Genomic DNA, 21762 nt, shown 5'->3' with positions numbered 1-21762 from the left:
TTATTACGGGAAGCTTTTTCATTATGTATTTGGAAGCTTAGAAGGATTGGAACGTAACGAATTCGTGAACAGGCTTGCGATATCCGCGTGGACGCTGGCTGGACGTATCCTCCTTGCCAATGGTGATCATCATAACCGGAACGAGATGTTCAGGGACATTGAGCGCACTGCGAACCTTATCTGGATCATATCCAATCATCGGGCAAGTGTCCCAGCCCTTATCCTTGGCAATTAGCATGAACTGCATCGCAGACAGACTGGCATTGCGTACGGCATCTTCGTGACGGAAGGATTCCCCGCGATTGAGATAGAAGTCCGTCGTACTGCTTACGATTTGATCGTATTCCTGTTGGCTGATGACACCAAGATTGAGCAGCCCCTCATTCATGGCGCCAACATGTTTATAGGCATCCATATCACCGAGTACAACAATGACAGCCGATGCGGTCAACACTTTATATTGTTTGAATGCAGCCTCGTACAGCATATTCATTTTGTCTTTATCCGTAACTGCCACATAATGTGTATGCTGCAGATTGAAGGCGGATGGAGCGAACTTCGTGAGCGAGAACATTTCGGTAAGTTCCTTCTCCGAGATTTCGACATCCTTCAAGAACTTGTTCGCGGAACGTCTTTGTTTAACGATCGTTTCTACATCGTGCATATGTATCATCTCCTGGTTCATTTATCATCCGTTAAATTAGTAGTAAAAAGATCATATCATATTAACTATAATAAAGTAAGTAATTTACGAAAAAATATTAAAAATATCACACATTTTGTTTAACTGCCTGAACATCGGCAAGCTGTAGAAAGCGAAGATAGGCACATCTTAATGCGCAAAAAACGAGAGGCATGTAAGCCTCTCGTCTGCTGATACTGCACTATTCGAGATGCGGATGGTAGGATATTGGCGGAATTAGTTCTGCCAGAGCTGCGGATGATCCGCAGATACGAGTCGTGCAGCTCTCGCATTGGCCTCGACTTGGGCTTCGTTCTTGCAGCCTGGAATGACGCTTGTAACCGCATCATGACGCAAGCACCAAGCGAGCGCCCACTCAGCTAAGCTTACTCCTTCAGGTACCTCGGTCTGGCGAATGTGCTCGGCTTGCTGCAGACGGTCATCAATGAACTGCTGCTCATGGCGATGCCGCACATCATTGTCGGCGAAGGATGTGCCTGGCTTGTATTTGCCGCTTAACAAGCCGCTAGCGAGTGGAACACGTGCAAGAACGCCCAGGTTCTGATGAGTGCAGGAAGGGAACACATCCTGCTCGGGGCCTCGATCAAGTCGGTTATAGACGACTTGAATGACGCTTGCGCCTATATCGGCTGCATTGGTAGTCTGATGCATACTGTTGCTTTTGTTCAAGGATAGACCGATATGGCGAATTTTACCCGCTTCCTTCTGCTTGTCCAGCATGGTCCAGAGCGCGTCATTGTTGAACGCCTCGTCATCGCCCGAATGGAATTGGTATAAATCGATGTACTCGGTCTTGAGTGCACGCAAGGAATCATCAAGCTGTTTCAACACTTCTGGCGAGCCATATTGATTCGTCCGATTCAAGTGGGAGTGGAATTGATGTCCGAACTTCGTTGCCACGACCCAATCCTCGCGGTTGTCCCGGCTTAAGTAATCCCCAATGAATGATTCAGACAAGTGGTCTCCGTAGCATTCAGCCGTGTCAATGAAGTTAATGCCAAGATCTTTCGCTTTATGTAGGATACGATCAACTTCTGATTGGGTATAATCATGTCCCCATTCCCCGCCGAATTGCCAAGTACCTACGCCGATAACCGACACCTTCATTCCTGTCTTGCCCAGTTTGCGATATTGCATAGAGGACTCACACCTTTCTATATTTTCACCTATTGACTTTATGGTTGATGTGTATGCTGCTTACCGTAATGATAGCATAGGAAGCTGGTGCTAGCCTATAAACGGGAGGCTTCGGTGTGACAGAACCTAGATAAAAAAAATTTAATTTCAATATCCGCTATTATTCGTGATAATATGAGTTATAGTTGCAAAGTATGTTTCAGTAAGATTACTGATTATATCTGATTAACGCATGATTACAGGAGGAAAGTATGTATTATTTATTAGCTTTTCTGATCTCTTCATGTATCGTGATGTTTTTGATACCTCCACTGCGCAAGCTTGCATTCCGCATTGATTTTGTGGACAAGCCCATGCCGGACAATGAACGGAAAATTCATCGGGAGCCGATCCCGCTTACGGCGAGCATTGCCATATTTATCGCATTTATCGTATCCTATGTAATTTTTGTCCGGAATTCTGCGATCGAGTCCATCGCGATTATTAGCGGCGGATTGTTGATTCTGGCAATCGGCACCGTTGATGACTGGTACAAGACGCATGGCAAGGAGTTCCCAGCACTGCCGAAGCTGCTCGTACAATTATGCGCGGCAGTTATCGTGTATCTATCAGGGATCACCTTCGAAGGCTTTACGAACCCATTCACGCATGAATTCGTAAACTTGCCAGCATGGCTGCAGTGCATTTTGACCGTTATGTGGATCTTCGGTGTGACAACCGTGATTAACTTCTCGGATGGAATGGATGGTCTGGCAGGTGGATTAACGGCGATATCAGGTGGAACTTTGTTCGCAGTAGCACTTGCGCAAGGACAGAATGTATCTGCGATGATGGCCATTATTCTCGTGGGAGCATCTATTGGCTATTTACGATTTAACAAGCCGCCGGCGAAGGTGTTCATGGGGGATGCAGGTGCGACGTTCTTAGGTTTTATTCTCGGCGTAATTGCCTTGGATGGTGCCTTCAAGCAGGCGACCGTATTGTCCTTGTTCATTCCGATTTTGGCTTTAGGTGTTCCGATTCTTGATAACGTATTCGTTGTCATTCGTCGGATGCTGAATGGCCAGCCTGTTTACAAAGCCGATGCTACACAAGCTCATTACCGACTGTTGGCAGGCGGTCTGAATCAGAAGCAGGTTGTGGCCGTGCTTTGCTTAGTTAATCTGTGCTTCGGATTAACGTCCATTATTTTGACGCTGCTTCAGGTATAAGATAATTCATACATGATGACAGAGAGCCTTTCCGTTCAGGAGAGGCTCTTTTTGCGATTTTAGAAAATGGGTTGCTGGTAAGGTGGATATATCTTTTATCGGAGCGTCCGCATGTCCCATTACAAAGCAATGAAGGCCTCGAACTTTGCTGGTTCGGGGCCTGTTCTATCATCGTGCTAGACTTCAATATGCTTAATAATTCGTGCAGGGTTGCCAGCAACGACAACGTTGTCCGGTACATCCTTCGTAACCACTGCACCGGATGCCACAACAACATTATTGCCGATATTGACGCCTGGATTAATGACCGCGCGACCGCCAATCCATACGCGATCTCCAATTGTAACTGGCTTGCCGAATTCAACGCCGGAGATTCGCTCCATGGGATCCAATGGGTGAGTCGCCGTATAGATATGAACGCCTGGTGCGAGGAAGCAGCTGTCCCCAATGTGAATCTCGCATACATCCAGCATTACACAGTCGAAGTTCGCATAGAATCCTTTGCCAAGATAAATGTTATAGCCATAATCGCAGCGGAAGGTAGGTTCAATGTATGGGCCTTCACCAACGGCACCGAATAACTTTTGAAGTATTTCTATTCGTTCGCTATAGTCTGTTTCGATCGTTTGGTTGTACATGCGGGTTAGGCGTCTCGCTTGTTCACGATCTCTAACTAGCTCTTCATCTGCGGCCATATACATGTCGCCTGCTATCATTTTTTCTTTCTCTGTACGTATGGTCATCATGTGTAGCTCCTCTCCATATCCCTGCAATAAGCAGGGGGTGTTGTGTAATACCGTTATTATCGATGGTGACAGCATCATTTGCAAGGAAGAGAATCTATTCTATTTTGGATATCCCAAAATATGGTATGATAGTTGCATCTTAGTAGAGGGTGTGAAACAAGGTTGAGTAAATTACTAGCTTTCGGTATGCTTACATGGCTGCTTGGCAACCCATTTCTTGCGATCATCGTATTGCTGTTGATTGTATACTTCGTTGATCGGCAGTTCATTGGATTATCCCCGAGTATCTTCCAACCGCTTAAGAGATGGAGTCGGACTTCGAAGCTCCGGCAGCAGCTGGTGGCGAATCCCCACGATGTATCATCCAAGCATGAACTAGCAAGACTGCTGATGGAACGCAAACGCTATCGCGAAGCGCGCGAATATCTCGAACCATTGCAGGAGCGAATGGATCAATCAGCAGAGTATTGGGATGATCTAGGAACCTGTTATTTACATACAGGGGACAACGAATTGGGAGAAGCGGCTATTGTTCGCGCATTAGAATTGAATCCCCGAGTCAAATACGGGCAGCCCTATTTGCGGCTTGCTGCAATATATTCCAATGCGGATAAGGCGAAGGCTGTAGCTTACTTGCAGTCTTTTCAAGATATTCACGCTTCCTCTTGCGAAGCTTACTATCGGCTTGGTATGTTGTATGAGCAGATGGGGCAGAAGGAAGATGCGAAGAAGGCATGGGAAGAGGGCATCCATATTTACCGGGGACTGCCTCGATATATGAAGCGCAAGGAACGCAAATGGATGCTGCGATGTACAATGAAGAAATAGCAAGCATGGCACATGACCGATAGTGGTATGAATAACAAATTATGTTCGAACTAGCTCTGTCGAATGACAGAGCTTTTTTGGCGATGTGCTATGCAGATTTCGTTCGAAGGACATGAGCATACTATCATTGCTAGGTCATCAGAAGAAATTGAACAGTGATTGTTCATTTGCATGTTTCCTTGCAAGACATTAAATGTTGCTAACATAGTAATGATTGGAGCCTCATTATCCTCGTCTTTCGTCGAAATTTGCAACTTTTTCTAGCAGGGATATGTCTAAAGAAGTAGAATCCCTAAGGAAAGTAAAGATTGTGAAAGGAGCGGAACGAATATGAGAAAGTGGCTGCTCATCATGATAAGCATGTTGGTATGGTTCGGTTCCTCGATGCAGGCACAGGCCGAACAAGCAGCACCATCCGCTAAGCAGCAGACGAAGGTGTACTTCAATGGATACGATATAACGGAGTGGCGATGGGATCAGCAGCATATCGTCGTTCCGCTGTTTGCATTTGATGATTATAGCTATTTCATTCAGAATGGCAATAAAGGCATGCAGGATATTACCTACAAATGGGATTCAGCTGCCAAAACGGTATGGGTGTACTCTGCCGATAAATCGCGTACGATTAAGCTGGTTGCGGAACAGCCTATCGCTTGGGTGAATGGGAAAAAGGTGGCGCTTGACGCCCCTGTTCGAATAATAGAGGGCCATACCTATGTACCGCTGCGATTCATTAGTGAAGCGCTCGGCGGCAAGGTCAAATGGGATGTGAAGAAGAGGGCCGCCATCATTCGCACACCGGAGCGTGTGAAGCGTGACGAGTTGATACGGGCCGGAGATCTGGATACAGCCCGGCAGGAAGCGCTGCGTCTGCCGCTTGTCTATCCGAACCGTGAGATCAAGCCGCGGTCAGAAGGTTTCGAGGCGACCATTGTGTTCCCAGAAGGGGAGGCGCTTCGCTACCGCTATCATATTAAGGATGTTACAAGCATCATTGAGATTTCAGAGGACGGATTGGCTGAGGTCATATGGCAGGGGAGAACGGGGACGACTGCGGATAAAGTTATCGAAGAAATCGGAAGCAAGCCAGACTTCGGCTCAGCGATGGTATACTTCCGTCATTCCTTCCCCGTAGAGGATTTCGTTACGTATGGTAAAATAGATGCGCAAGGCCGTTCGACGGAGCTTGGCAAGTTCGAGGTGAAGATGAAGCTGCGATCAAATGCTGACGCAGTAATGTCTATTCGAGGGGAGAAGCGGACGGATGTGCGACCTCTCCTGGAGGAGCGCATGTAAGGAAGGAGTACACATGAAGGTACGGAATAAGCAAATGGTATGGTGGCTGCTTGCCACAGTAGCATGGATGGCTTTTATTTTCTATAAGTCTTCCCAGACGTATGCAGACCAAGATCTACGGCCGACACTCGCGGCTTGGCTGCCGCTGCCGATACTGGAGCAGTGGCTGCCGCATATTGAGTTTACGTATGATGGCGGCTTAGTGACTTGGAAGCAGCCTTATGATTTTGTGGAGTTTTTCGTTCGCAAGGGAGCACATGTAGCGGAATACGCGATATTAGCTTTTCTTGTCATTCGAACATTGCTCGCTATGAGATGGGAACGTTGGATGGCCATTGTCATTGGCGCTGTCATTTCTGTTGCATATGCAGCATCCGATGAGTGGCATCAGAGCTTCGTCCCGAATCGAACCGGACATGCAATTGACGTCGCGGTAGACTCGATTGGGGTTGTGCTCATCGTGCTGTTGTTCCTTATCGCAGGCTTGTTCAGCCGCCGCAAGGGGAAGGGAAGAGGGCTGCATTTTCCATAAAGCAAGGAAGCAAGGCCGCTGGAGGCATGATATCCAGCGGCCTTCTTGTAATTATTGCGGCTTGATTACTTCCATACCACGCATATACGGCTGAAGGGCTTTTGGAATGCGAATGGATCCATCAGCCTGTTGATGATTCTCCAGCAGTGGGATAAGAATGCGTGGGCTGGCTACTGCTGTATTGTTCAGCGTATGGCAGTATTGGAGATCTCCCGCTTCGTCGCGATAGCGAATGTTGCAGCGGCGAGCTTGGAAATCAAGCAAGTTCGATGCAGAATGCGTCTCTCCAAATTGTTGACGCGACGGCATCCATGTCTCGATATCATATTGCTTATGCGTCTTCTGCGACATATCCCCGGTACATACCGCCATTACACGGTAAGGAAGCTCCAACGCTTGCAGGATGGCTTCCGAGTAGCCTACCATTTCCTCCAACAGCTGATTCGACATCTCGGCATCATTCGGTGCAATGATGACTTGCTCAACCTTTGCAAATTGATGGACGCGGTATAGGCCGCGAACATCTCGGCCCGCGGAGCCTACCTCGCGCCGGAAGCAGGCAGATACGCCAGCCATGCGAATCGGCTCGGTGACGTCTACAATTTCGTTGCTGCAATAGGAGACGAGGCTTACTTCCGATGTGCCGACAAGCCACAGGCCATCCTCCGGCAGGGCATAGCATTGATCCTCGCCAAGCGGGAAGAATCCGGTACCGACGAGCGCGTCCTGACGAACCATAAGTGGAACATCCATCACAGTGAACCCATGATCCATGAGCAGGTCGAGTGCAAGCTGCTGTACAGCACGATGAAGAAGCAGTCCAGCATTTTTCAGATAGTAGCCGCGAGAGCCTGCCACCTTAACCCCGCGGCGAAGATCGATGAGGCCCAGCTGCTCGCCAAGCTCGACATGATCACGCAGTGGGTATTCGAAGCGGGGGATTTCCCCGACCTGCCGCACTTCTATATTATCCTCATCCGAAGCGCCGACCAGAGTATCTGCAGATGTGATGTTCGGCACCAGCAGCTGTAGGCGGCTGAACTGCTGCTCGGCCTCGGTTAGCTTCACTTCGAATTGTGCGAGTTTGTCGTTGCATTGGCGTACTTGCGCCTTCCATGTGTCAACTTCGTTCTGCTGTTCTCCTAGACGCATCGCTGCTGCGATCCGGGAGGTCAGGGTATTGCGCTCCTGTCGCAAGGCATCCGTGTTCTGCAGCAGCTCTCGGCGAAGCTGATCGCATGCAAGCAGTTCCTGAACATTGAAGTCTATTCCTTTTTGTCGAGCTGCCAGCTGCACCTCTTCTGGATGATTGCGAACCCATTTCATATCTAGCATGTGAACCGTCTCCTTTACCGCGAGTGATGTTGTACGAATAGAAATACAAATAGCGCTCCTCATCCGATTGGGACGAGGAGCGCTAGCTCGCGGTGCCACCCAACTTGATCTTCAGCGCTGCAAGTAAGCAGACAGCACACCGGAAGCATGCTGAAGATCCTCTTGGTTCCGCGGTAACGGGCGGTGCCGGTTCACTTAGGGCACGCCGGGCAAGCCGACGCCTTGACGAGAACGCCTCCGAGTTGGATGCTCTTCATTGGCGAATAACCGTATCTAATTTGTTGATATCATTATATAGCATCTTTCCCAAAAGTCAACGCACTATTCGCCCGTATGGTTGATAGATTGCAGATAAGCGGTAAGCTCCTGAAGATTGCGCATCAAGCTGTCAACTGGAATATCGGCGCCAGCCGCCTTGCTGACGAGCTCCGCTGGAATGCAGCTGGCAGCTGACTTCAAGTCACGTCCCTTATTCGTTAAGGTAATGAATACTTGCCGCTCGTCCTGTGCGCCCCGCTTCCGCTCAATCAACTGCTGCTGCTCCATCCGCTTGAGCATAGGTGTCAATGTTCCTGAGTCGAGGAACAGCCGCTGTCCAAGCTCCTTCACGGTGACATTGTCCTGCTCCCATAATGCAAGCAGTGTAATGTATTGTGGATAAGTTAGCTCCAGCTTCTCCAGCATAGGCCGATAGAGCTTCGTTACTTCCTTGGATGCTGCGTAGATGGCGAAGCAGAGCTGTTGGTCCAGCTTGAGCATGTCGCTAGGCTGCATCGTGTTGTCCAGCTTAGAAGTCATGGTTTCATCTCCTGTTGTGCCTTACAGCAAGGCTTCTATATCTTCCTTCAGCTTAGATGGGGACGTCTGCGGTGCATATCGCTTTACGACAATGCCCTTGCGGTCGATGAGAAACTTCGTGAAGTTCCATTTAATATCGGTGCTTCCCAGCAGCCCCTTTTTCTCTGTCACCAAGTGTTGGAACAGCGGTTCTGCATTGTCGCCCTTCACATCAACCTTCGCAAACATAGGGAAGTTGACGCCATAATTCAACTGGCAGAACTCCATCGTTTCCTTCATGTCTCCGAATTCTTGATTACCGAACTGGTCACAAGGGAACCCGAGAACGACCAACCCTTTGTCCTTATACTGATCATACAATTGCTGAAGCTCAGTAAATTGAGGGGTGAAGCCGCATTTGCTGGCAGTATTGACGATAAGGATCACATGACCTTCATAGCTATCCAACGATGTTACTTCTCCATTAGGCTTCTTAACGGAATAATCATATACCGTAGTCATTATTCGTTCTCTCCTTTGTTGTCATCATTGAGATGAAATGATGAATGGCGGTTTACACGTACATACACGCTTCATCCCTTCAAATCGGCCACGCCAAACATGTGACAGCAGTGAGGGAAGGGATGTGGCATAGTTGTTGTAATAGTTATAGCATGGAACACGAATAGATGCAATTATATTTTGCAAAATTAAATTGTACAAAATTTAATTAGGGTGGTGGAGCCTCTGCCCGTACATCCGCAACAACGGTACACAAGACAGCTAAGCTTTCAAAGGCGATCCAAATGGAAGGTTGCTGTCGTATTTAGGTGAAAAATCATAACGTTACCTTGTCCGTTCTATCCCATCCAATAGCGTTCAACAGAAACAGGGCAGTTCCGCTCCATGCTGTTCAATAACTATGGAGGAGATAGCCCACTCCCTTTATCCTCGAATGAGCACTCCGATTGTATATAGAATCCAAATATGCGCCGGATAGAATACATAGAACATATACTTGGACCATTTGGCATGATAACCACGTGCTCCGTTGTAGAGCAGTATCGGGATAATTGCGAATATCATCATCCACTGGTAGTTCAGGACAAATAAATTGTCATAGGTGAATACTTCTTCAGTCGGGACGCCGAGCGATCCGAGGCCTAGGGATATAAGCAGCATCACGATTACATATGCGAATGCCATCTGTTCCTTGCGCTCGTGGAGCAGGTAGAAGATCAGCGTCATGGCCACACCAAGTATGGATGCTTCTGTAATTGATCCGCCCATAATAGCAAGAATGATGTACAGGGTTCCTAGCGCATAGTTGCGAGTCTGTTTCGTCCATTCGATAGCAGTTAGGAGAAGAAGCGCCAGCAGCAAGGATAAGAAGATATTGTTCATGATGCTGACAGACTCACTTGGAAGGGCGAGTGTAAGCAGTGTGTTGCCAAGTTTGGTAATGACCGCCCATGTAAATAAGCGGAGCATGTATTTGCCTCGGTTTCGTGTGTGGAAGAAGCCTTCTACGATGAAGTAGAAGAAGATCGGAGCGACAATGCGGCCAAGCCATCCGAACCATATAGGCATATCCGGCAGAAACTGCTTCATATGGTCAAGTAGCATAAGCGTCATGCCGAGCAGTTTTAATTTGAAACCATCCAAACGCACATTGAATCCTCCAATTCTATTCTGATGTTGTTGTTCGTAGATGCCGGCTTAATTCGCTGTAGAATGGGAGCTAGTCAGCGTTGGCTCATAGATTTCCTTCATTCAAACATAATACTGCTTGCATACAGGATCCAGATATGGAGCGGGTAATACAAATAGAATCCATATTTGGCCGACATGGACTGATACCCGCGGCGCTGATTGTATAACCCAATGGGAATAATGGCGAATACCATCATCCACTGCGAATAGGTCCACAAGCTATATTCTTCGACCCACATCGCTGTCTCACCGTAAATGAACATATCGAACAAATCGAGCCCGACTGTGAACACGAGAGACGAGGCGATATATGCAATTGCCATCGCTTGCTTGCGTCCACGGAACAAATAGAACACGAGGGTCATGGATACGGCTAGCCAGCTGAATTCGACGCCAACAACCATAGCAGCGGCTACCGCACAACAGAGCATCCATCCTGCAGCACCGGATTCGGAATGCAGCGACCATTCATAGGATGCCAGTAGGACTAGCGCCCCGAGCATTGATAGAAAAATATTGTTCGGGATCGAGCCGCCGGGCAGCAACTGGAGGAGCAATGTGCTTCCGATAGCCATGCTGGCAGCTCCAGCAGCAAGACGGAGCATATAACGCTTCCGATTGCGGGTGTATGTATAGCCTTCGATAAGCAGGAAGAAAAAGATGGGGGCTGATATGCGGCCGAGCCAATGAAAAGCGAGAGGTACGGAGTCCGGAAAGTATGCCTGTATATGATCCAATGTCATGAGCATGGCTGCAAGCAGCTTCAGCTGAAAAGTGTTGAACGACATAACTTTAGTTTCTCCTTTCCCTACATATGCCATGCAAATTGCTAAACACAACACCCTTATCATATCAGAAGCCAGAAGTCGGTTGAAGGTCATGCTATAATAGGGGCAGCAGAATGAAGGGAAGGAATGGATGTATGAAATCACTCGTACTTGCAGAGAAGCCGTCGGTCGGTCGTGAGATCGCCCGGGTGCTTGGATGCCGCACGTCTCATAAACAATATTTTGAAGGGCCTGACTATGTTGTCACATGGGCATTAGGCCATTTGGTTGGATTGGCGGAGCCAGAAGACTATGATAAGAAGTATCAGACATGGAATCTAGAAGACTTACCGATGATCCCGCAGAAAATGAAGCTAAAGGTGCTACGGGAGTCGTCTCATCAATTTAAGGTTGTTCAGCAGCTGTGTAAGCGACAGGATATTAAGGAACTGATCGTTGCGACAGATGCCGCCCGGGAAGGAGAACTCTTGGCGCGCTGGGTCATGGAAATGGTGAAGTGGAACAAGCCGTTCCGCCGCCTATGGATCTCGTCGCAGACGGATAAGGCGATTAAGGAAGGATTCCGCCAGCTGAAGCCAGGCAATCAATTCGATCGGCTGTATGAGTCTGCTCGCTGCCGGGCAGAAGCGGATTGGCTGATCGGCTTGAATGTGACACGCGCCTTAACCTGCAAGTTCGAGACTCCATTATCTGCAGGTCGTGTACAGACGCCAACGCTTGCGATGATGATGTCACGCGAACAGGAGATCAAGAATTTCCGCTCTGAAGAGTATGACACCATTCACGTCGATTGCGGCGGTTTCGAAGCGGTATGGCGCGGTGCGAATGGAGATGGCCGCATCTTCAACGAACAGTCGGCGCAGGCAACAGCAGCCAAGCTGCAGAATGGTCGGCAAGCGGTCGTGACGGAACTGAAGAAGTCTACGAAGAGTGAGCCGCACCCGCTCGCTTATGACCTAACGGAACTGCAGCGGGATGCGAACCACCGTTATGGATTCTCAGCCAAGCAAACCTCGAATGTACTGCAGCGTCTGTATGAGCAGCATAAACTCGTCACGTATCCGCGAACGGACAGCCGGTACTTGTCCTCAGATATGGTCGGTACATTGAAGGAGCGATTGAGCGCGATGGCGATTGGTCCATATGCCGCGGTTGCGAAGTCACTCATGCGCGGCAGTCTGTCTGTTACGAAGCGTATTGTGGACGACAGCAAGGTAACGGATCACCATGCGATCATTCCAACTGATGAGCCGCTGCGGTTGTCAGCGTTGTCTACAGATGAGCGCAAGCTGTACGACCTGATCGCGCGGCGTTATCTGGCACTGTTCCTGCCTGCAGCGAAGTACGAGCAAGTTGCAGTTACCATCGAGATTGGCGGCGAACGACTATTTGCAAAGGGCCGCACGATGCTGGACAGCGGCTGGCGCCAAGCCTATGAAGGCGATTGGGACGATGCGTCCTCGAATGAGGAGCAAGAGCACGACAATCAATCGGCGTGGAATAAGGATCAGCGTCTCCCGAGCTTGACGCAAGGGGAGAAGCTTGCAGTCAAGCGGGTCATGACGCGCAGAGACCGCACCAAGCCGCCGGCACGCTATACGGAAGCGACATTGCTGACACAGATGGAGAAGCACGGTCTTGGTACGCCAGCAACTCGTGCGGATATTATTGAGAAGCTGGTATCTTCGGATACGATTGAGCGCCAAGGAGCTTCACTTCAACCGACTGGCAAGGGAGAGCAGTTGATTCGCCTTACCTCTGAACAGCTGCGTTCACCGGAGCTTACTGCACGTTGGGAACGGGAATTGGAGCGCATTGCCCGCGGCGAAGCGCGCACATCATCGTTCATGAATCAGATTCGGGATATGACCGAGCAGTTGGTCAAAGAAGTGAAGACGAGCAGCGCCGAGTACAAACCGCATAATTTGACGAACCGTCATTGCCCGGAATGCGGCTCGCGTCTGATGGAACGGAAGTCGAAACGTGGAACACGTCTTATCTGTTCCAGCAAGTCTTGCGAATATAAGCGCTCTGACGAGAAGCAGCTATCGAATCGCCGTTGTCCGCAGTGCCATAAGAAGATGGAGTTCAAGATCGGCAAGGCAGGCAAGTATGTACAATGTCTCGCATGCAATATTACAGAGAAGCTGGAAGAGGGCGGAGGCAAGGCGCGCAAGCATGAGACACGGAATTTGATTAAGAAATACGAGAAGCAGGAGTCAATCGGAAACAGCCTAGGTGATCTGCTGAAGGCAGCGATGGCGAAGCAGGAGGAGAAGTAAAAGCTGCAAGAGCATCAAGAGCATCAAGAGCATCAAGAGCAGAAATAGATAAAAGAGACCATTGTGTTTACTGTGGGACTTCGAATTGAGTCAAACAATAGCAAATGGTGTTGAACCGTAAACAGCGACATCATACTTGTAAAATGAAGCGACTTAGGAGGGTCGTATGACCTATATGAGCATATGCTTCATTGTCATAGATAGGCCCTCTGTACCGATTCTTCGTGGTCAGAGGGCCTTTTTGTTAACTTTTTCATAGTCTTGTAACCATTTTCTTGAAATGGTAACAACATTGTCTCTATTTTTTGATAAAATATAGTGAGTTGTAATGTTTCTGTAATGCCCTAATGGTAGATTTATATTATAGTAGTTGTCGAAACAAGTCGCTAGAAGGAAGTGGATAAGGATAATGATGGATCGAGGTGTGGTGTCGGCCGGCAACCGTCGCCGTAAAAAACGCAAAAAGTTAATTGGACGCACCGTATTGCTCATGCTTCTTGTCGCCGTCGGCGTCGGAATATACGCTGGAGCGAAGAGCTTGCTCGGATCAGACTCAGCATCTGGCAGCGAATTGATCGTGACAGAAGTCGTTCCATTTGGAACAGCAGCACAAGTATCACAAGAGAAGGAATCACCGAAGGAGTATAACGGCTTAACGCGCAAGGTCGCTTACTTGACATTTGACGACGGGCCGAGCAAATATTCCAATGATATGATGGACTTATTGGATAAGCATAATATTAAAGCTACTTATTTTATGCTTGGCGATAACATGAGACAATACCCGGATGCCGTGAAGCGCATGATGAAAGATGGACATTACCCAGGACTTCACAGTATGACACATGATTATGCGAAGCTGTACAAGAGCGGCGGCTCCCAGAACTTCATTAATGAATTCAAGGAAGCGCAGGGAATCGTTGAAGAATTGACAGGCTTCAAGCCTACGATGATTCGTGCCCCATATGGCAGCGCTCCGCAAATTGGTGAGTCATTCCGTAAGGATATCGCAGATGCAGGGTTTAAAATGTGGGATTGGACACTCGACTCCTGGGATTGGAAATATATCGGCCAACCAAATCGAGTACTAGAGCAAGTAAAGGCAGGTCTGACGGAAGATGTTGAAGTTATTTTGCTTCATGATCGTCAGCAGACCTTAGATGCATTGCCAGCCATTATTGATTACATTCAAAGCAAGGGCTACGAGTTCGAAGTGTACGACCCGAATGCGCATTTCGTATGCAATTTCCATCACGACAAACGATTGTAGCATAGGGATAGGAGGTTAACACATTGGCTAGTTGGAAAAAGCTAACCGCCGCTGTCGCGTTGGCATCCGTTCTGCTCATTGGCTTGACTGGATGCGGCGCTGCACCGACGACACAAATATTTGAAGGCTTCGAGAAAGCATCCGCAGCGGAAGCGGACGTTGCTGAAGCGGTGAAGACGCTAAGCACGCTGGAAGCGAAGGACAGCAAGCAATACAATAGCATCCTGTCTCAGGGCAAGCAGGACAATCGCAATGTACAGACGCTGATCGACAATTCGAGCAAGTCGCTTGAAGAGCGGACACAGGCAATGGATCAACTGAAGAGCATGCTGGACGACGCTCGCAAGAAGATGGGCGAGCTCGATGGCGCAATCAGCAATTTGAAGGAAGAAGGCTTGAAGAAGCAAGCAACAGAGGCATATAACGCATATGTGAAGCGCTACGAAACCTTCACTTCCATGTACGAGAAGTATGGGAAATGGATTCAGCAAGAGCAAGCCTTGTATAACGAGCTGAAGCAGAAGGATACGAAGCTGAAGACGATTACGAAGGCTGTATCTGATCGCAATGAGGCTTATCGTCAGGTTGAGCAGTTGAAGATCCAGTTCAATGACTATACGAAATCGTTCAATACGAAGAAGTCTGAATTCTACAAAGAGGCAGGAATGCAAGTAACTGGCACAGAGAAGAAAGAAGGCGAAGGTGCAACTTCGTAAGTGATACGAAGTGGAGCCGGGCATATCGAGTCAGCAAGAAGCTGCCTAATGTTATATGAGAATTACCCTTATAGTTTAGAAAAGAAAAGACCGTTCCGAAGCAGGTAGACTGCTGGTCAAGACCCCATTTAGTGGACATAGAAAAAACACCTAAGCAGCAAGCTGTCGTCGGTACTCTACTGGCGGCAGCTTCTTTAGCTTTCTTTGTGGTCGATTATGATTATAAAAATGAACATATTCTTCAATTCGCCTTTGTGCCTCGTCCAAACTTCGGATATGATAAGGATAGAGCCCTTCCGTTTTGAGATGCGAGAAGAAGCTCTCCATAGAGGCATTATCGTAACAATTGCCTTTCCGAGACATGCTGATTTGGGCGCCAACCTTCGGCAGCATGTCATGGTAAGCGTAGGACGTGTATTGGAACCCTTGATCGCTATGAACGATCAATCCAGTCACGTCTTTCGTCTTATTGAAGGCTTTCTCAAACGTTTGGAGAACAAGTTGATTATCGTTATGTAAGCTCATCTGATAAGCTACAATTTCATTATTGAACAAGTCCTTGATGGCCGAAAGGTATAACCATTTATCTTCTACACGATACTGAGTGACATCGGTTACCCATTTTTGATTGGGAACCTCGGCTTGAAACTGCCGTTGTAGCAAGTTTTCAACTACTCGTCCACCTGTGGAAGAGGAATAGTTGCAACGACGCTTTCGGCGGATCTTAGATCGTAAATTCATGGTTTGCGTCAAGCGTAGAACCCTCTTGTGGTTTACCCATACACCGTGATCTTGAAGTAGGAACAGCTGGATTTGTCGATATCCATACTTACCGTCGTACTTCTGATAAACATTCTGAATCAAGTCTTTCAATGGCTTGTCATGATCCACCTCATGCCTCTTTAAAAAAGCATAATATCCACTACTAGAGACACCGAAAACTTTGCATAAATCTCTAACGTTGTACTCGACTGCTGCTTCCTTTATCGCTCTATACTTTTGAGTCGTACCTCCTGCACCCAGATTTCTAAACACCTTTTTAGCATTTCGTTCTCCCGTTTTAGCTGATTTAGGTAACGGTCTTGATCGATATATTGCTGGCGTCTTCCCCGTTGATCCAGAAGCCCAAATTCGCCCTTTTCACGATATTTCCTCATCCATTTCTTCATCCTCTGTTTATCATGAATTCCGAAATGTTCATTGATCTGCCGATAAGTCCACTTTTCCTCGACATGTAGACGAATAGCTTCAGCCTTTAGTTCTTCTGAATATGTTTTGAACTTCTGTCCTTTGATAGCCATAAAAAATGCACCCCCTATAATAGATTCATCGGACGTAACACGAGGGGTGTTTATCCAATGTCTACTATAAGGGGTGCACTTCATGCTTTGAAACGGTCTTTTTGTATGGTGTAAGAGCGCCGAATTCGAACAGGTAAACACATTTAATGAGCTCTGTCTCTAGCTCCATGTTCGGTGTACGAAGTCTGCCACAATGAGAAAGATAACGTAAGAGACAAGCGCCGATGCAATATACGTTATCCCTACCTTGATTCGCTGCTGGAATAAGCGCACAACGCCAAGACTAAGCAGCGGACAGACGATGAGCAGGAAAAATAGGATCGTTACGAACAATTGTGGCGAGATTGAACTGATATCTACATACGTCATGGATATACACCTCTTTATAAGCGTTACCATCAAGCAAGACAGTTATCGATCGTCTAACCTGAATCATTGGTCTTCCTACCCGGCAGTGTGATAAGGATCACAGTTTCTATTATATCGATTTCACAGCCGCTCGTCTGTCATTTCGTTTCCAATATTAAGGCGATTTTAAGGCGAAATTATGACGATGGAAGGAGATGCAAGCGAGCATTGACAGGTTCGAATTACGGATTGTACGATGTGATCATATACGTGTGAACTATGATCAAATGAAAGGATATCTTCACACAAATGATGGAAGGCATCATGCTATAATCGAAATACGACATATGAGTATATTTAGTGATGTAAGCAGTTACAAAAAAACAAATAGAAAGAATGGGAAGGCGAGGAGAGCAATCAATGGTGCAGTATATGGTTGGGATTGATCTGGGCGGGACGAACATTGTATGTGGGTTGGTCAATGAGCAATATGAGCTGATAGCCAAGGTAAAGCGGCCTACAGAGGTTGATCTTGGTGTAGAGCATGTATTGAATAAAATGTCTGATATGGTTGATGAACTGTTCATCACGGCAGGGGTGGATCGCAGTCTTCTTATAGCGGTTGGAGCTGGGATTCCGGGCTTCATTGATCCAGTGCGCGGCGTATGTGTGTTTGCATCCAACTTGAAGTGGGACAACGTAGATGTATCTGGTCGACTTGGCGCTAAGGTAGGCGTACCAGTCTTTATTGATAATGATGTGCGTATGTATGTATTTGGTGAGGCGATGAGCGGTGCAGGACGCGGTGCAGGAGTTGTACACGGGATAACGATTGGTACGGGGCTTGCGGCTGCGACGGTTGTCAATGGAGAGCTTCACTATGGAAGTGGGTTCATGGCAGGCGAATTGGGGCATGTAGCGATTGATGGCGAGACGACGCCTTGCGGTTGCGGCTTGACGGGCTGTCTAGAGACGGTCGTATCCGCCACAGGCATTGCGCGACAAGCGAAGGAAGCGCTTGAGCAGGGGCGCGAGAGCTTGCTGCGCACACCATATGAGCGCGGTGAACTGACCGCAGCTCACGTCTCGCAGGCTTACGATAAGGGCGATGAGCTCGCAATCGAGATAATGACGCATACAGGACAGGTGCTGGGCAAGGGCTTGGCGTATTCCATCTCGCTGCTCAGCCCGGATATGATTGTAATCGGCGGCGGCGGTGCACTCGCGGGCGAACGTATTATGAAGCCTGTACGAGACACCTTGAAGCGTTATGTATATCACGGTTATTTGGAGCGTTTGACGATACGCCAGGGTGAGCTGATTGATGACGGAGGCGTTATTGGAAGTGCAGCCTTTGCGAAAAGCCGTGCAGAGAAGCTGAGACACGTGTCGGTATAAGATCAACTAGAAAGAGAAGAGAGAGAAGAGAATCGGGAGGAACGAGTGACGATGTCGGATCGAGATATTCAGAATTTCCCCTACGGTGCTGATATCACAGAGCGAATGCTCCAAGAGCGCATTGTCGCAATATTCCGCGGCTATACAGGAGAACTTGCTAATAGAGCGGCAGAGGCGTTGGTGGCAGGGGGCATTCGATTCATGGAAGTGACGATGAATACAGAGCAAGCCACAGCGATTATCTCCCATTGGCGTGAGCGATTTGCAGGACGGGCCTATATCGGTGCAGGCACAGTGATTGATTTGGCCTCGGCTCGTGAAGCATTGGAATGCGGAGCGCAGTTCCTCATCTCTCCGAATTTGGATGAGGAAGTCATCGCATATGCAGCTGAGCGTGGAATCGATGTATGGCCTGGAGTACTAACGCCTACTGAGATTGTACGGGCGTGGAAGGCAGGGGCGAAGGCCGTCAAGCTGTTCCCGCTTGGTACATTGGGGCCCGAATATATCCGAGAGATCCGAGGTCCTCTTGATCACATTCCGATCATTGCAACGGGAGGAGTCGACTTGCATACGATATCCACATACGGAACTGCAGGAGCGTCCGCATTCGGACTTGGTTCCAAGCTTCTTCCCAAGGAATATATGAATTCCGGCAATGATGAAGCCCTCACTGCAAATGCAATTCAGTTCGTTGAGGCGGTTCGCAAGCTTGATCCCGTTCGGCGATGACCAGAAATCCATAGAGCGTGGAACGGGTGTGAAATCATGTGATTGCGTGAATGATATACATACATCAGAATTTGAACCAATTCTACGGTAATGGTATGAAGAGAGGCGAATCTATGGCTATGCTGTGGACATATGGAATAGGCACACTCGTGCTAGCCGGCAGTGCCGCAAGTGGTACTTGGATGCTTGCGGTGAAGAGTCAGTCCCCTCGTCCGATTCCGATACATAAGGAACCGGAACGTCCCTTCGATCGAGTGGTGTTCGAAGGGACTGCATCTCTGCAAGGGTGGTTCATATGGGGCAAGGGGAACTCCCCTAAGAAGCGGGCGCCGGTTATCGTTATCTCGCACGGATGGGGATCGAACCGAGCGAGGGTGATGAGGTATGCGATCCCGCTGGTAGATGCAGGTTTCAATGTATTGGTCTATGACGTGACAAGTCACGGAGAGAGCGGGGCCGTAAAGGCACCATCGGCGCTGTTATTCCGTGATGATATGCTAGCCGCAGTCCGCTACGTACGTCAACGGCCGGATGTAGATCCGGATCGGATTGCAGTCCTCGGCCACTCCTTGGGCGGCTTCGGAGCGGTATTGGCTCTTGAAGAAGGGCTGAACGTAAGGGCAATTGTAACGGATTCCATGCCGTCCCGCCCACTGTCCATGGTGGAAGCGGAGCTCAGACGGCGCAAGCTGCCGGCATTTCCGCTGGCAGTGGTTATACCTCGAATATGGCTTTATCGCTCCCGCATTCCGGTTGCAGTATACGACGGCTTGGATGTAGGTCAAATCTTAGCCGACCATCATGTGCGGACGGCAGGCAGGATTCCCATCTATATGGTTCATTCTCGACTAGATGGATTTATTCCCCCTAGTGAGCTTGAGCAGCTTGTTGAACGCTTACCGTATGAGCAATCGCATCTCTTTGTTGATACGGATGGGCATAGCTGTTCGGAGACTGATTCGCGTTTCTGGGCGGAAGTGATCCCATTCTTCAAGCGTCAATTGGATATATCGGGATAAGCAAGCCCATCTCTTCCCTCTAAGGCTTGACCTTCTGGGGAGAGGTGGGTTTGTATGTTTTCGTCACTGAGAATAACTTTTTTATATTTTTTATAGGCAAATGCTGCATCGGTTCGCTACCCCTCGTCATATTCCTCATGTTCGAATCGCTACAATCCATCGGAATACGATGCAATTCCCGGCTCATGCTGCCGCAGCATGTCGAGCACGACAGAAAGGCAGCGAATCCACACTTGCGATGGGCATGCTATAACTAGACAGTATTTGCGATAGCGCTATGTTACGCTACCTAGCACACATAGGCGGATGTTCTCCGCTGATGCGAAGGTGGTGAAGGCATGTACATCGATTCACAGACTCCATCGCGCCTACAACGAGCGAGGCAGAGGCGAGCGAGGAGATGGATTCGATTCCCTAGAGTCTCTATATTCCGAATGCTGATGCTGGGAAGTGTTCTGTTAGGAATCATGGTTGGCTTCGCTTTATGGCCTACGGTTGAGGCGCGCTCATCTATGATAACGCTGCATAGTCAATCAGAGATGAAACAATGGCTGAGCGAGCAGTTCACTCGCAGAGAAGCGGCCATTTCATTTCGATACGAAGGTGACACGAAATCCTTAACAGAGATGGCAGGCAAGTCCTTGTCGGCAGCATTATACTCGGATCCGTTCATTCGGTATAACATCAGCAAGTACTCCTATCAATGGAAAGGCAGTACGGATTCTGCAGTCGTCAATGTGTATGTGGACTATCGTGAGACGTACGAACAGTCACAATATGTAAGGGAGCAAGCCAAGGAAATCGTAAGAAACATAACGAGTCCAGGACAATCCCCGCATCTCAAAGTAAAAGCAATTCATGATTATATTGTCAGTCACGTGACCTATGACGAGGGTATGACGAAATTTACTGCCTATGAGGCGCTAACGGAAGGTACAACCGTATGCCAAGGATATGCGCTGCTCATGCAGGCTATGCTGGAAGAGGCGAACATTCCATCCAAGGTTGTCGAGGGTAAGGCGGGCGGATTGCTCCATGCTTGGAACCTGATTGAACTGGATGGAAAATGGTATCATGTTGATGCGACATGGGACGACCCGCTTCCGGATCGAGGCAAGCAAGTACGCTACACGTACTATATGCGCACCGACGCGGAGATGAGAACCGATCATGATTGGGAGGAAAGTACGGAGCTTCCGAAGGCGAACGACCCTTATGAGCATGTCTTGAATCAGATGCGCCAAGGGACGGATAAGAGCCTGCGCTCATTCGTTACTGAGTTGGAGCACGGCTGGAGTCCGGATGTACTGCTTCCAGAACGGCAGGTCAAGGACGTGAAGGGACTAGTAGAACGCTATCGGTCTGCACAGAAGGCGAACCGGGTGCAGTTCCAGATTCGCTATATAGGCAGCGAGCTGGAGCTGCGTGCTGACCTGCATGATATGATGGACAAGCTAGGATTGTCTACTCCGTTCGAATACAGAGTATCGACGTTGAATAACAGTGATGACCTACTTGTCGATATTCAGCTTCAGAAATAAGGGGACAGAACATCAGCATAAGAGCTGGTGTGGGAAATCGAAACTCACATTAGGAATTCACATCACGAATGAATCCAGAGGAATGAATA

Annotated in this window: 22 protein-coding genes; 11 read left to right on the top strand and 11 right to left on the bottom strand. The window is 48.5% G+C overall.

Annotation, left to right across the window (positions count from 1 at the left end; all coding sequences use genetic code 11):
• Nucleotides 1–37: 37 nt before the first annotated feature.
• Nucleotides 38–664, bottom strand: coding sequence for a nitroreductase family protein (locus tag BP95_RS0110605; protein ID WP_028532127.1), 627 nt, complete (start codon nucleotides 662–664; stop codon nucleotides 38–40).
• Between the two features lie 255 nt (nucleotides 665–919).
• Nucleotides 920–1840, bottom strand: coding sequence for an aldo/keto reductase (locus BP95_RS0110600; RefSeq protein WP_028532126.1), 921 nt, complete (start codon nucleotides 1838–1840; stop codon nucleotides 920–922).
• Nucleotides 1841–2091: 251 nt separating this feature from the next.
• Here BP95_RS0110600 and BP95_RS0110595 point away from each other — a divergent pair, with 251 nt between their 5' ends.
• Nucleotides 2092–3051, top strand: coding sequence for an MraY family glycosyltransferase (locus BP95_RS0110595; RefSeq protein WP_028532125.1), 960 nt, complete (start codon nucleotides 2092–2094; stop codon nucleotides 3049–3051).
• Nucleotides 3052–3227: 176 nt separating this feature from the next.
• Here BP95_RS0110595 and maa read toward each other — a convergent pair whose 3' ends face one another.
• Nucleotides 3228–3794 (bottom strand): maltose O-acetyltransferase, encoded by a 567-nt coding sequence (gene maa / locus BP95_RS0110590; RefSeq protein ID WP_028532124.1) that lies wholly within the window; start codon nucleotides 3792–3794, stop codon nucleotides 3228–3230.
• Nucleotides 3795–3959: 165 nt separating this feature from the next.
• On the opposite strand from maa, the gene BP95_RS0110585 reads away from it, so the two are divergent.
• The 3 genes from BP95_RS0110585 to BP95_RS0110575 all read left to right on the top strand — a co-directional run bounded on the left by BP95_RS0110585 (nucleotide 3960) and on the right by BP95_RS0110575 (nucleotide 6453).
• Nucleotides 3960–4625, top strand: coding sequence for a tetratricopeptide repeat protein (locus BP95_RS0110585; RefSeq protein WP_028532123.1), 666 nt, complete (start codon nucleotides 3960–3962; stop codon nucleotides 4623–4625).
• Between the two features lie 330 nt (nucleotides 4626–4955).
• A complete protein-coding gene (locus tag BP95_RS0110580) occupies nucleotides 4956–5921 on the top strand; it encodes a copper amine oxidase N-terminal domain-containing protein (protein ID WP_028532122.1) in 966 nt (321 codons plus the stop codon).
• Nucleotides 5922–5934: 13 nt separating this feature from the next.
• The gene (locus BP95_RS0110575; RefSeq protein WP_028532121.1) at nucleotides 5935–6453 is read left to right on the top strand and encodes a VanZ family protein; all 519 of its coding nucleotides are present in this window, start codon (nucleotides 5935–5937) and stop codon (nucleotides 6451–6453) included.
• A gap of 51 nt (nucleotides 6454–6504) precedes the next feature.
• On the opposite strand, the gene serS is transcribed toward BP95_RS0110575, so the two are convergent.
• From serS to BP95_RS0110550, 5 genes are all read right to left on the bottom strand, one after another.
• The gene (serS, locus tag BP95_RS0110570) at nucleotides 6505–7788 is read right to left on the bottom strand and encodes a serine--tRNA ligase (RefSeq protein WP_028532120.1); all 1284 of its coding nucleotides are present in this window, start codon (nucleotides 7786–7788) and stop codon (nucleotides 6505–6507) included.
• Between the two features lie 321 nt (nucleotides 7789–8109).
• The gene (locus BP95_RS0110565; protein WP_081819861.1) at nucleotides 8110–8586 is read right to left on the bottom strand and encodes a MarR family winged helix-turn-helix transcriptional regulator; all 477 of its coding nucleotides are present in this window, start codon (nucleotides 8584–8586) and stop codon (nucleotides 8110–8112) included.
• A 21-nt stretch (nucleotides 8587–8607) separates the two neighbouring features.
• Nucleotides 8608–9087, bottom strand: coding sequence for a glutathione peroxidase (locus tag BP95_RS0110560; RefSeq protein WP_021254754.1), 480 nt, complete (start codon nucleotides 9085–9087; stop codon nucleotides 8608–8610).
• A gap of 423 nt (nucleotides 9088–9510) precedes the next feature.
• On the bottom strand, nucleotides 9511–10236 hold the full coding sequence (locus BP95_RS0110555; protein ID WP_021254753.1) for a TraX family protein: 726 nt from the start codon (nucleotides 10234–10236) through the stop codon (nucleotides 9511–9513).
• A 98-nt stretch (nucleotides 10237–10334) separates the two neighbouring features.
• Nucleotides 10335–11066, bottom strand: coding sequence for a TraX family protein (locus BP95_RS0110550; RefSeq protein ID WP_028532118.1), 732 nt, complete (start codon nucleotides 11064–11066; stop codon nucleotides 10335–10337).
• Between the two features lie 134 nt (nucleotides 11067–11200).
• Here BP95_RS0110550 and BP95_RS0110545 point away from each other — a divergent pair, with 134 nt between their 5' ends.
• From BP95_RS0110545 to BP95_RS0110535, 3 genes are all read left to right on the top strand, one after another.
• Entirely contained in the window at nucleotides 11201–13348 is a 2148-nt protein-coding gene (locus BP95_RS0110545; protein ID WP_028532117.1) for a DNA topoisomerase III, read from the top strand.
• Between the two features lie 409 nt (nucleotides 13349–13757).
• Nucleotides 13758–14618 (top strand): polysaccharide deacetylase family protein, encoded by an 861-nt coding sequence (locus BP95_RS0110540; protein ID WP_021254750.1) that lies wholly within the window; start codon nucleotides 13758–13760, stop codon nucleotides 14616–14618.
• Nucleotides 14619–14641: 23 nt separating this feature from the next.
• Nucleotides 14642–15334 (top strand): YkyA family protein, encoded by a 693-nt coding sequence (locus BP95_RS0110535; RefSeq protein ID WP_021254749.1) that lies wholly within the window; start codon nucleotides 14642–14644, stop codon nucleotides 15332–15334.
• A 150-nt stretch (nucleotides 15335–15484) separates the two neighbouring features.
• Here the strand turns inward: BP95_RS0110535 and BP95_RS0110530 are convergent, their stop codons facing one another.
• The 3 genes from BP95_RS0110530 to BP95_RS0110520 form a co-directional block, all read right to left on the bottom strand.
• The gene (locus BP95_RS0110530) at nucleotides 15485–16369 is read right to left on the bottom strand and encodes an IS3 family transposase (protein ID WP_028532115.1); all 885 of its coding nucleotides are present in this window, start codon (nucleotides 16367–16369) and stop codon (nucleotides 15485–15487) included.
• Complete coding sequence (locus BP95_RS0110525) at nucleotides 16318–16635, bottom strand: helix-turn-helix domain-containing protein (protein WP_021254747.1); 318 nt, start codon at nucleotides 16633–16635, stop codon at nucleotides 16318–16320. Before BP95_RS0110525 ends, BP95_RS0110530 begins: the two co-directional genes overlap by 52 nt.
• A gap of 159 nt (nucleotides 16636–16794) precedes the next feature.
• Complete coding sequence (locus BP95_RS0110520; RefSeq protein WP_021254746.1) at nucleotides 16795–17004, bottom strand: hypothetical protein; 210 nt, start codon at nucleotides 17002–17004, stop codon at nucleotides 16795–16797.
• Nucleotides 17005–17406: 402 nt separating this feature from the next.
• On the opposite strand from BP95_RS0110520, the gene BP95_RS0110515 reads away from it, so the two are divergent.
• From BP95_RS0110515 to BP95_RS0110500, 4 genes are all read left to right on the top strand, one after another.
• A complete protein-coding gene (locus BP95_RS0110515) occupies nucleotides 17407–18381 on the top strand; it encodes an ROK family protein (protein ID WP_028532114.1) in 975 nt (324 codons plus the stop codon).
• 51 nt (nucleotides 18382–18432) lie between these two features.
• Entirely contained in the window at nucleotides 18433–19113 is a 681-nt protein-coding gene (locus tag BP95_RS0110510; protein WP_051614052.1) for a bifunctional 4-hydroxy-2-oxoglutarate aldolase/2-dehydro-3-deoxy-phosphogluconate aldolase, read from the top strand.
• 113 nt (nucleotides 19114–19226) lie between these two features.
• Nucleotides 19227–20132 (top strand): alpha/beta hydrolase, encoded by a 906-nt coding sequence (locus BP95_RS0110505; RefSeq protein WP_021254743.1) that lies wholly within the window; start codon nucleotides 19227–19229, stop codon nucleotides 20130–20132.
• Between the two features lie 338 nt (nucleotides 20133–20470).
• Nucleotides 20471–21673, top strand: coding sequence for a transglutaminase domain-containing protein (locus tag BP95_RS0110500; protein ID WP_028532112.1), 1203 nt, complete (start codon nucleotides 20471–20473; stop codon nucleotides 21671–21673).
• Nucleotides 21674–21762 lie beyond the last annotated feature (89 nt).

Source organism: Paenibacillus sp. UNC217MF (assembly GCF_000686865.1).
Classification (GTDB): Bacteria; Bacillota; Bacilli; order Paenibacillales; family Paenibacillaceae; genus Paenibacillus_B; species Paenibacillus_B suaedae.
This window is presented reverse-complemented; position numbering and strand designations above follow the sequence as displayed.

Coding starts and splice junctions, on each gene's coding strand:
- BP95_RS0110505 (WP_021254743.1), top strand. CDS start 19,227: ATGGCTATGCTGTGGACATATGGAATAGGCACACTCGTGCTAGCCGGC.
- BP95_RS0110550 (WP_028532118.1), bottom strand. CDS start 11,066: ATGTCGTTCAACACTTTTCAGCTGAAGCTGCTTGCAGCCATGCTCATG.
- serS (WP_028532120.1), bottom strand. CDS start 7,788: ATGCTAGATATGAAATGGGTTCGCAATCATCCAGAAGAGGTGCAGCTG.
- BP95_RS0110500 (WP_028532112.1), top strand. CDS start 20,471: ATGTACATCGATTCACAGACTCCATCGCGCCTACAACGAGCGAGGCAG.
- BP95_RS0110525 (WP_021254747.1), bottom strand. CDS start 16,635: ATGGCTATCAAAGGACAGAAGTTCAAAACATATTCAGAAGAACTAAAG.
- maa (WP_028532124.1), bottom strand. CDS start 3,794: ATGACCATACGTACAGAGAAAGAAAAAATGATAGCAGGCGACATGTAT.
- BP95_RS0110545 (WP_028532117.1), top strand. CDS start 11,201: ATGAAATCACTCGTACTTGCAGAGAAGCCGTCGGTCGGTCGTGAGATC.
- BP95_RS0110565 (WP_081819861.1), bottom strand. CDS start 8,586: ATGACTTCTAAGCTGGACAACACGATGCAGCCTAGCGACATGCTCAAG.
- BP95_RS0110540 (WP_021254750.1), top strand. CDS start 13,758: ATGATGGATCGAGGTGTGGTGTCGGCCGGCAACCGTCGCCGTAAAAAA.
- BP95_RS0110595 (WP_028532125.1), top strand. CDS start 2,092: ATGTATTATTTATTAGCTTTTCTGATCTCTTCATGTATCGTGATGTTT.
- BP95_RS0110580 (WP_028532122.1), top strand. CDS start 4,956: ATGAGAAAGTGGCTGCTCATCATGATAAGCATGTTGGTATGGTTCGGT.
- BP95_RS0110575 (WP_028532121.1), top strand. CDS start 5,935: ATGAAGGTACGGAATAAGCAAATGGTATGGTGGCTGCTTGCCACAGTA.
- BP95_RS0110600 (WP_028532126.1), bottom strand. CDS start 1,840: ATGCAATATCGCAAACTGGGCAAGACAGGAATGAAGGTGTCGGTTATC.
- BP95_RS0110605 (WP_028532127.1), bottom strand. CDS start 664: ATGCACGATGTAGAAACGATCGTTAAACAAAGACGTTCCGCGAACAAG.
- BP95_RS0110510 (WP_051614052.1), top strand. CDS start 18,433: ATGTCGGATCGAGATATTCAGAATTTCCCCTACGGTGCTGATATCACA.
- BP95_RS0110520 (WP_021254746.1), bottom strand. CDS start 17,004: ATGACGTATGTAGATATCAGTTCAATCTCGCCACAATTGTTCGTAACG.
- BP95_RS0110560 (WP_021254754.1), bottom strand. CDS start 9,087: ATGACTACGGTATATGATTATTCCGTTAAGAAGCCTAATGGAGAAGTA.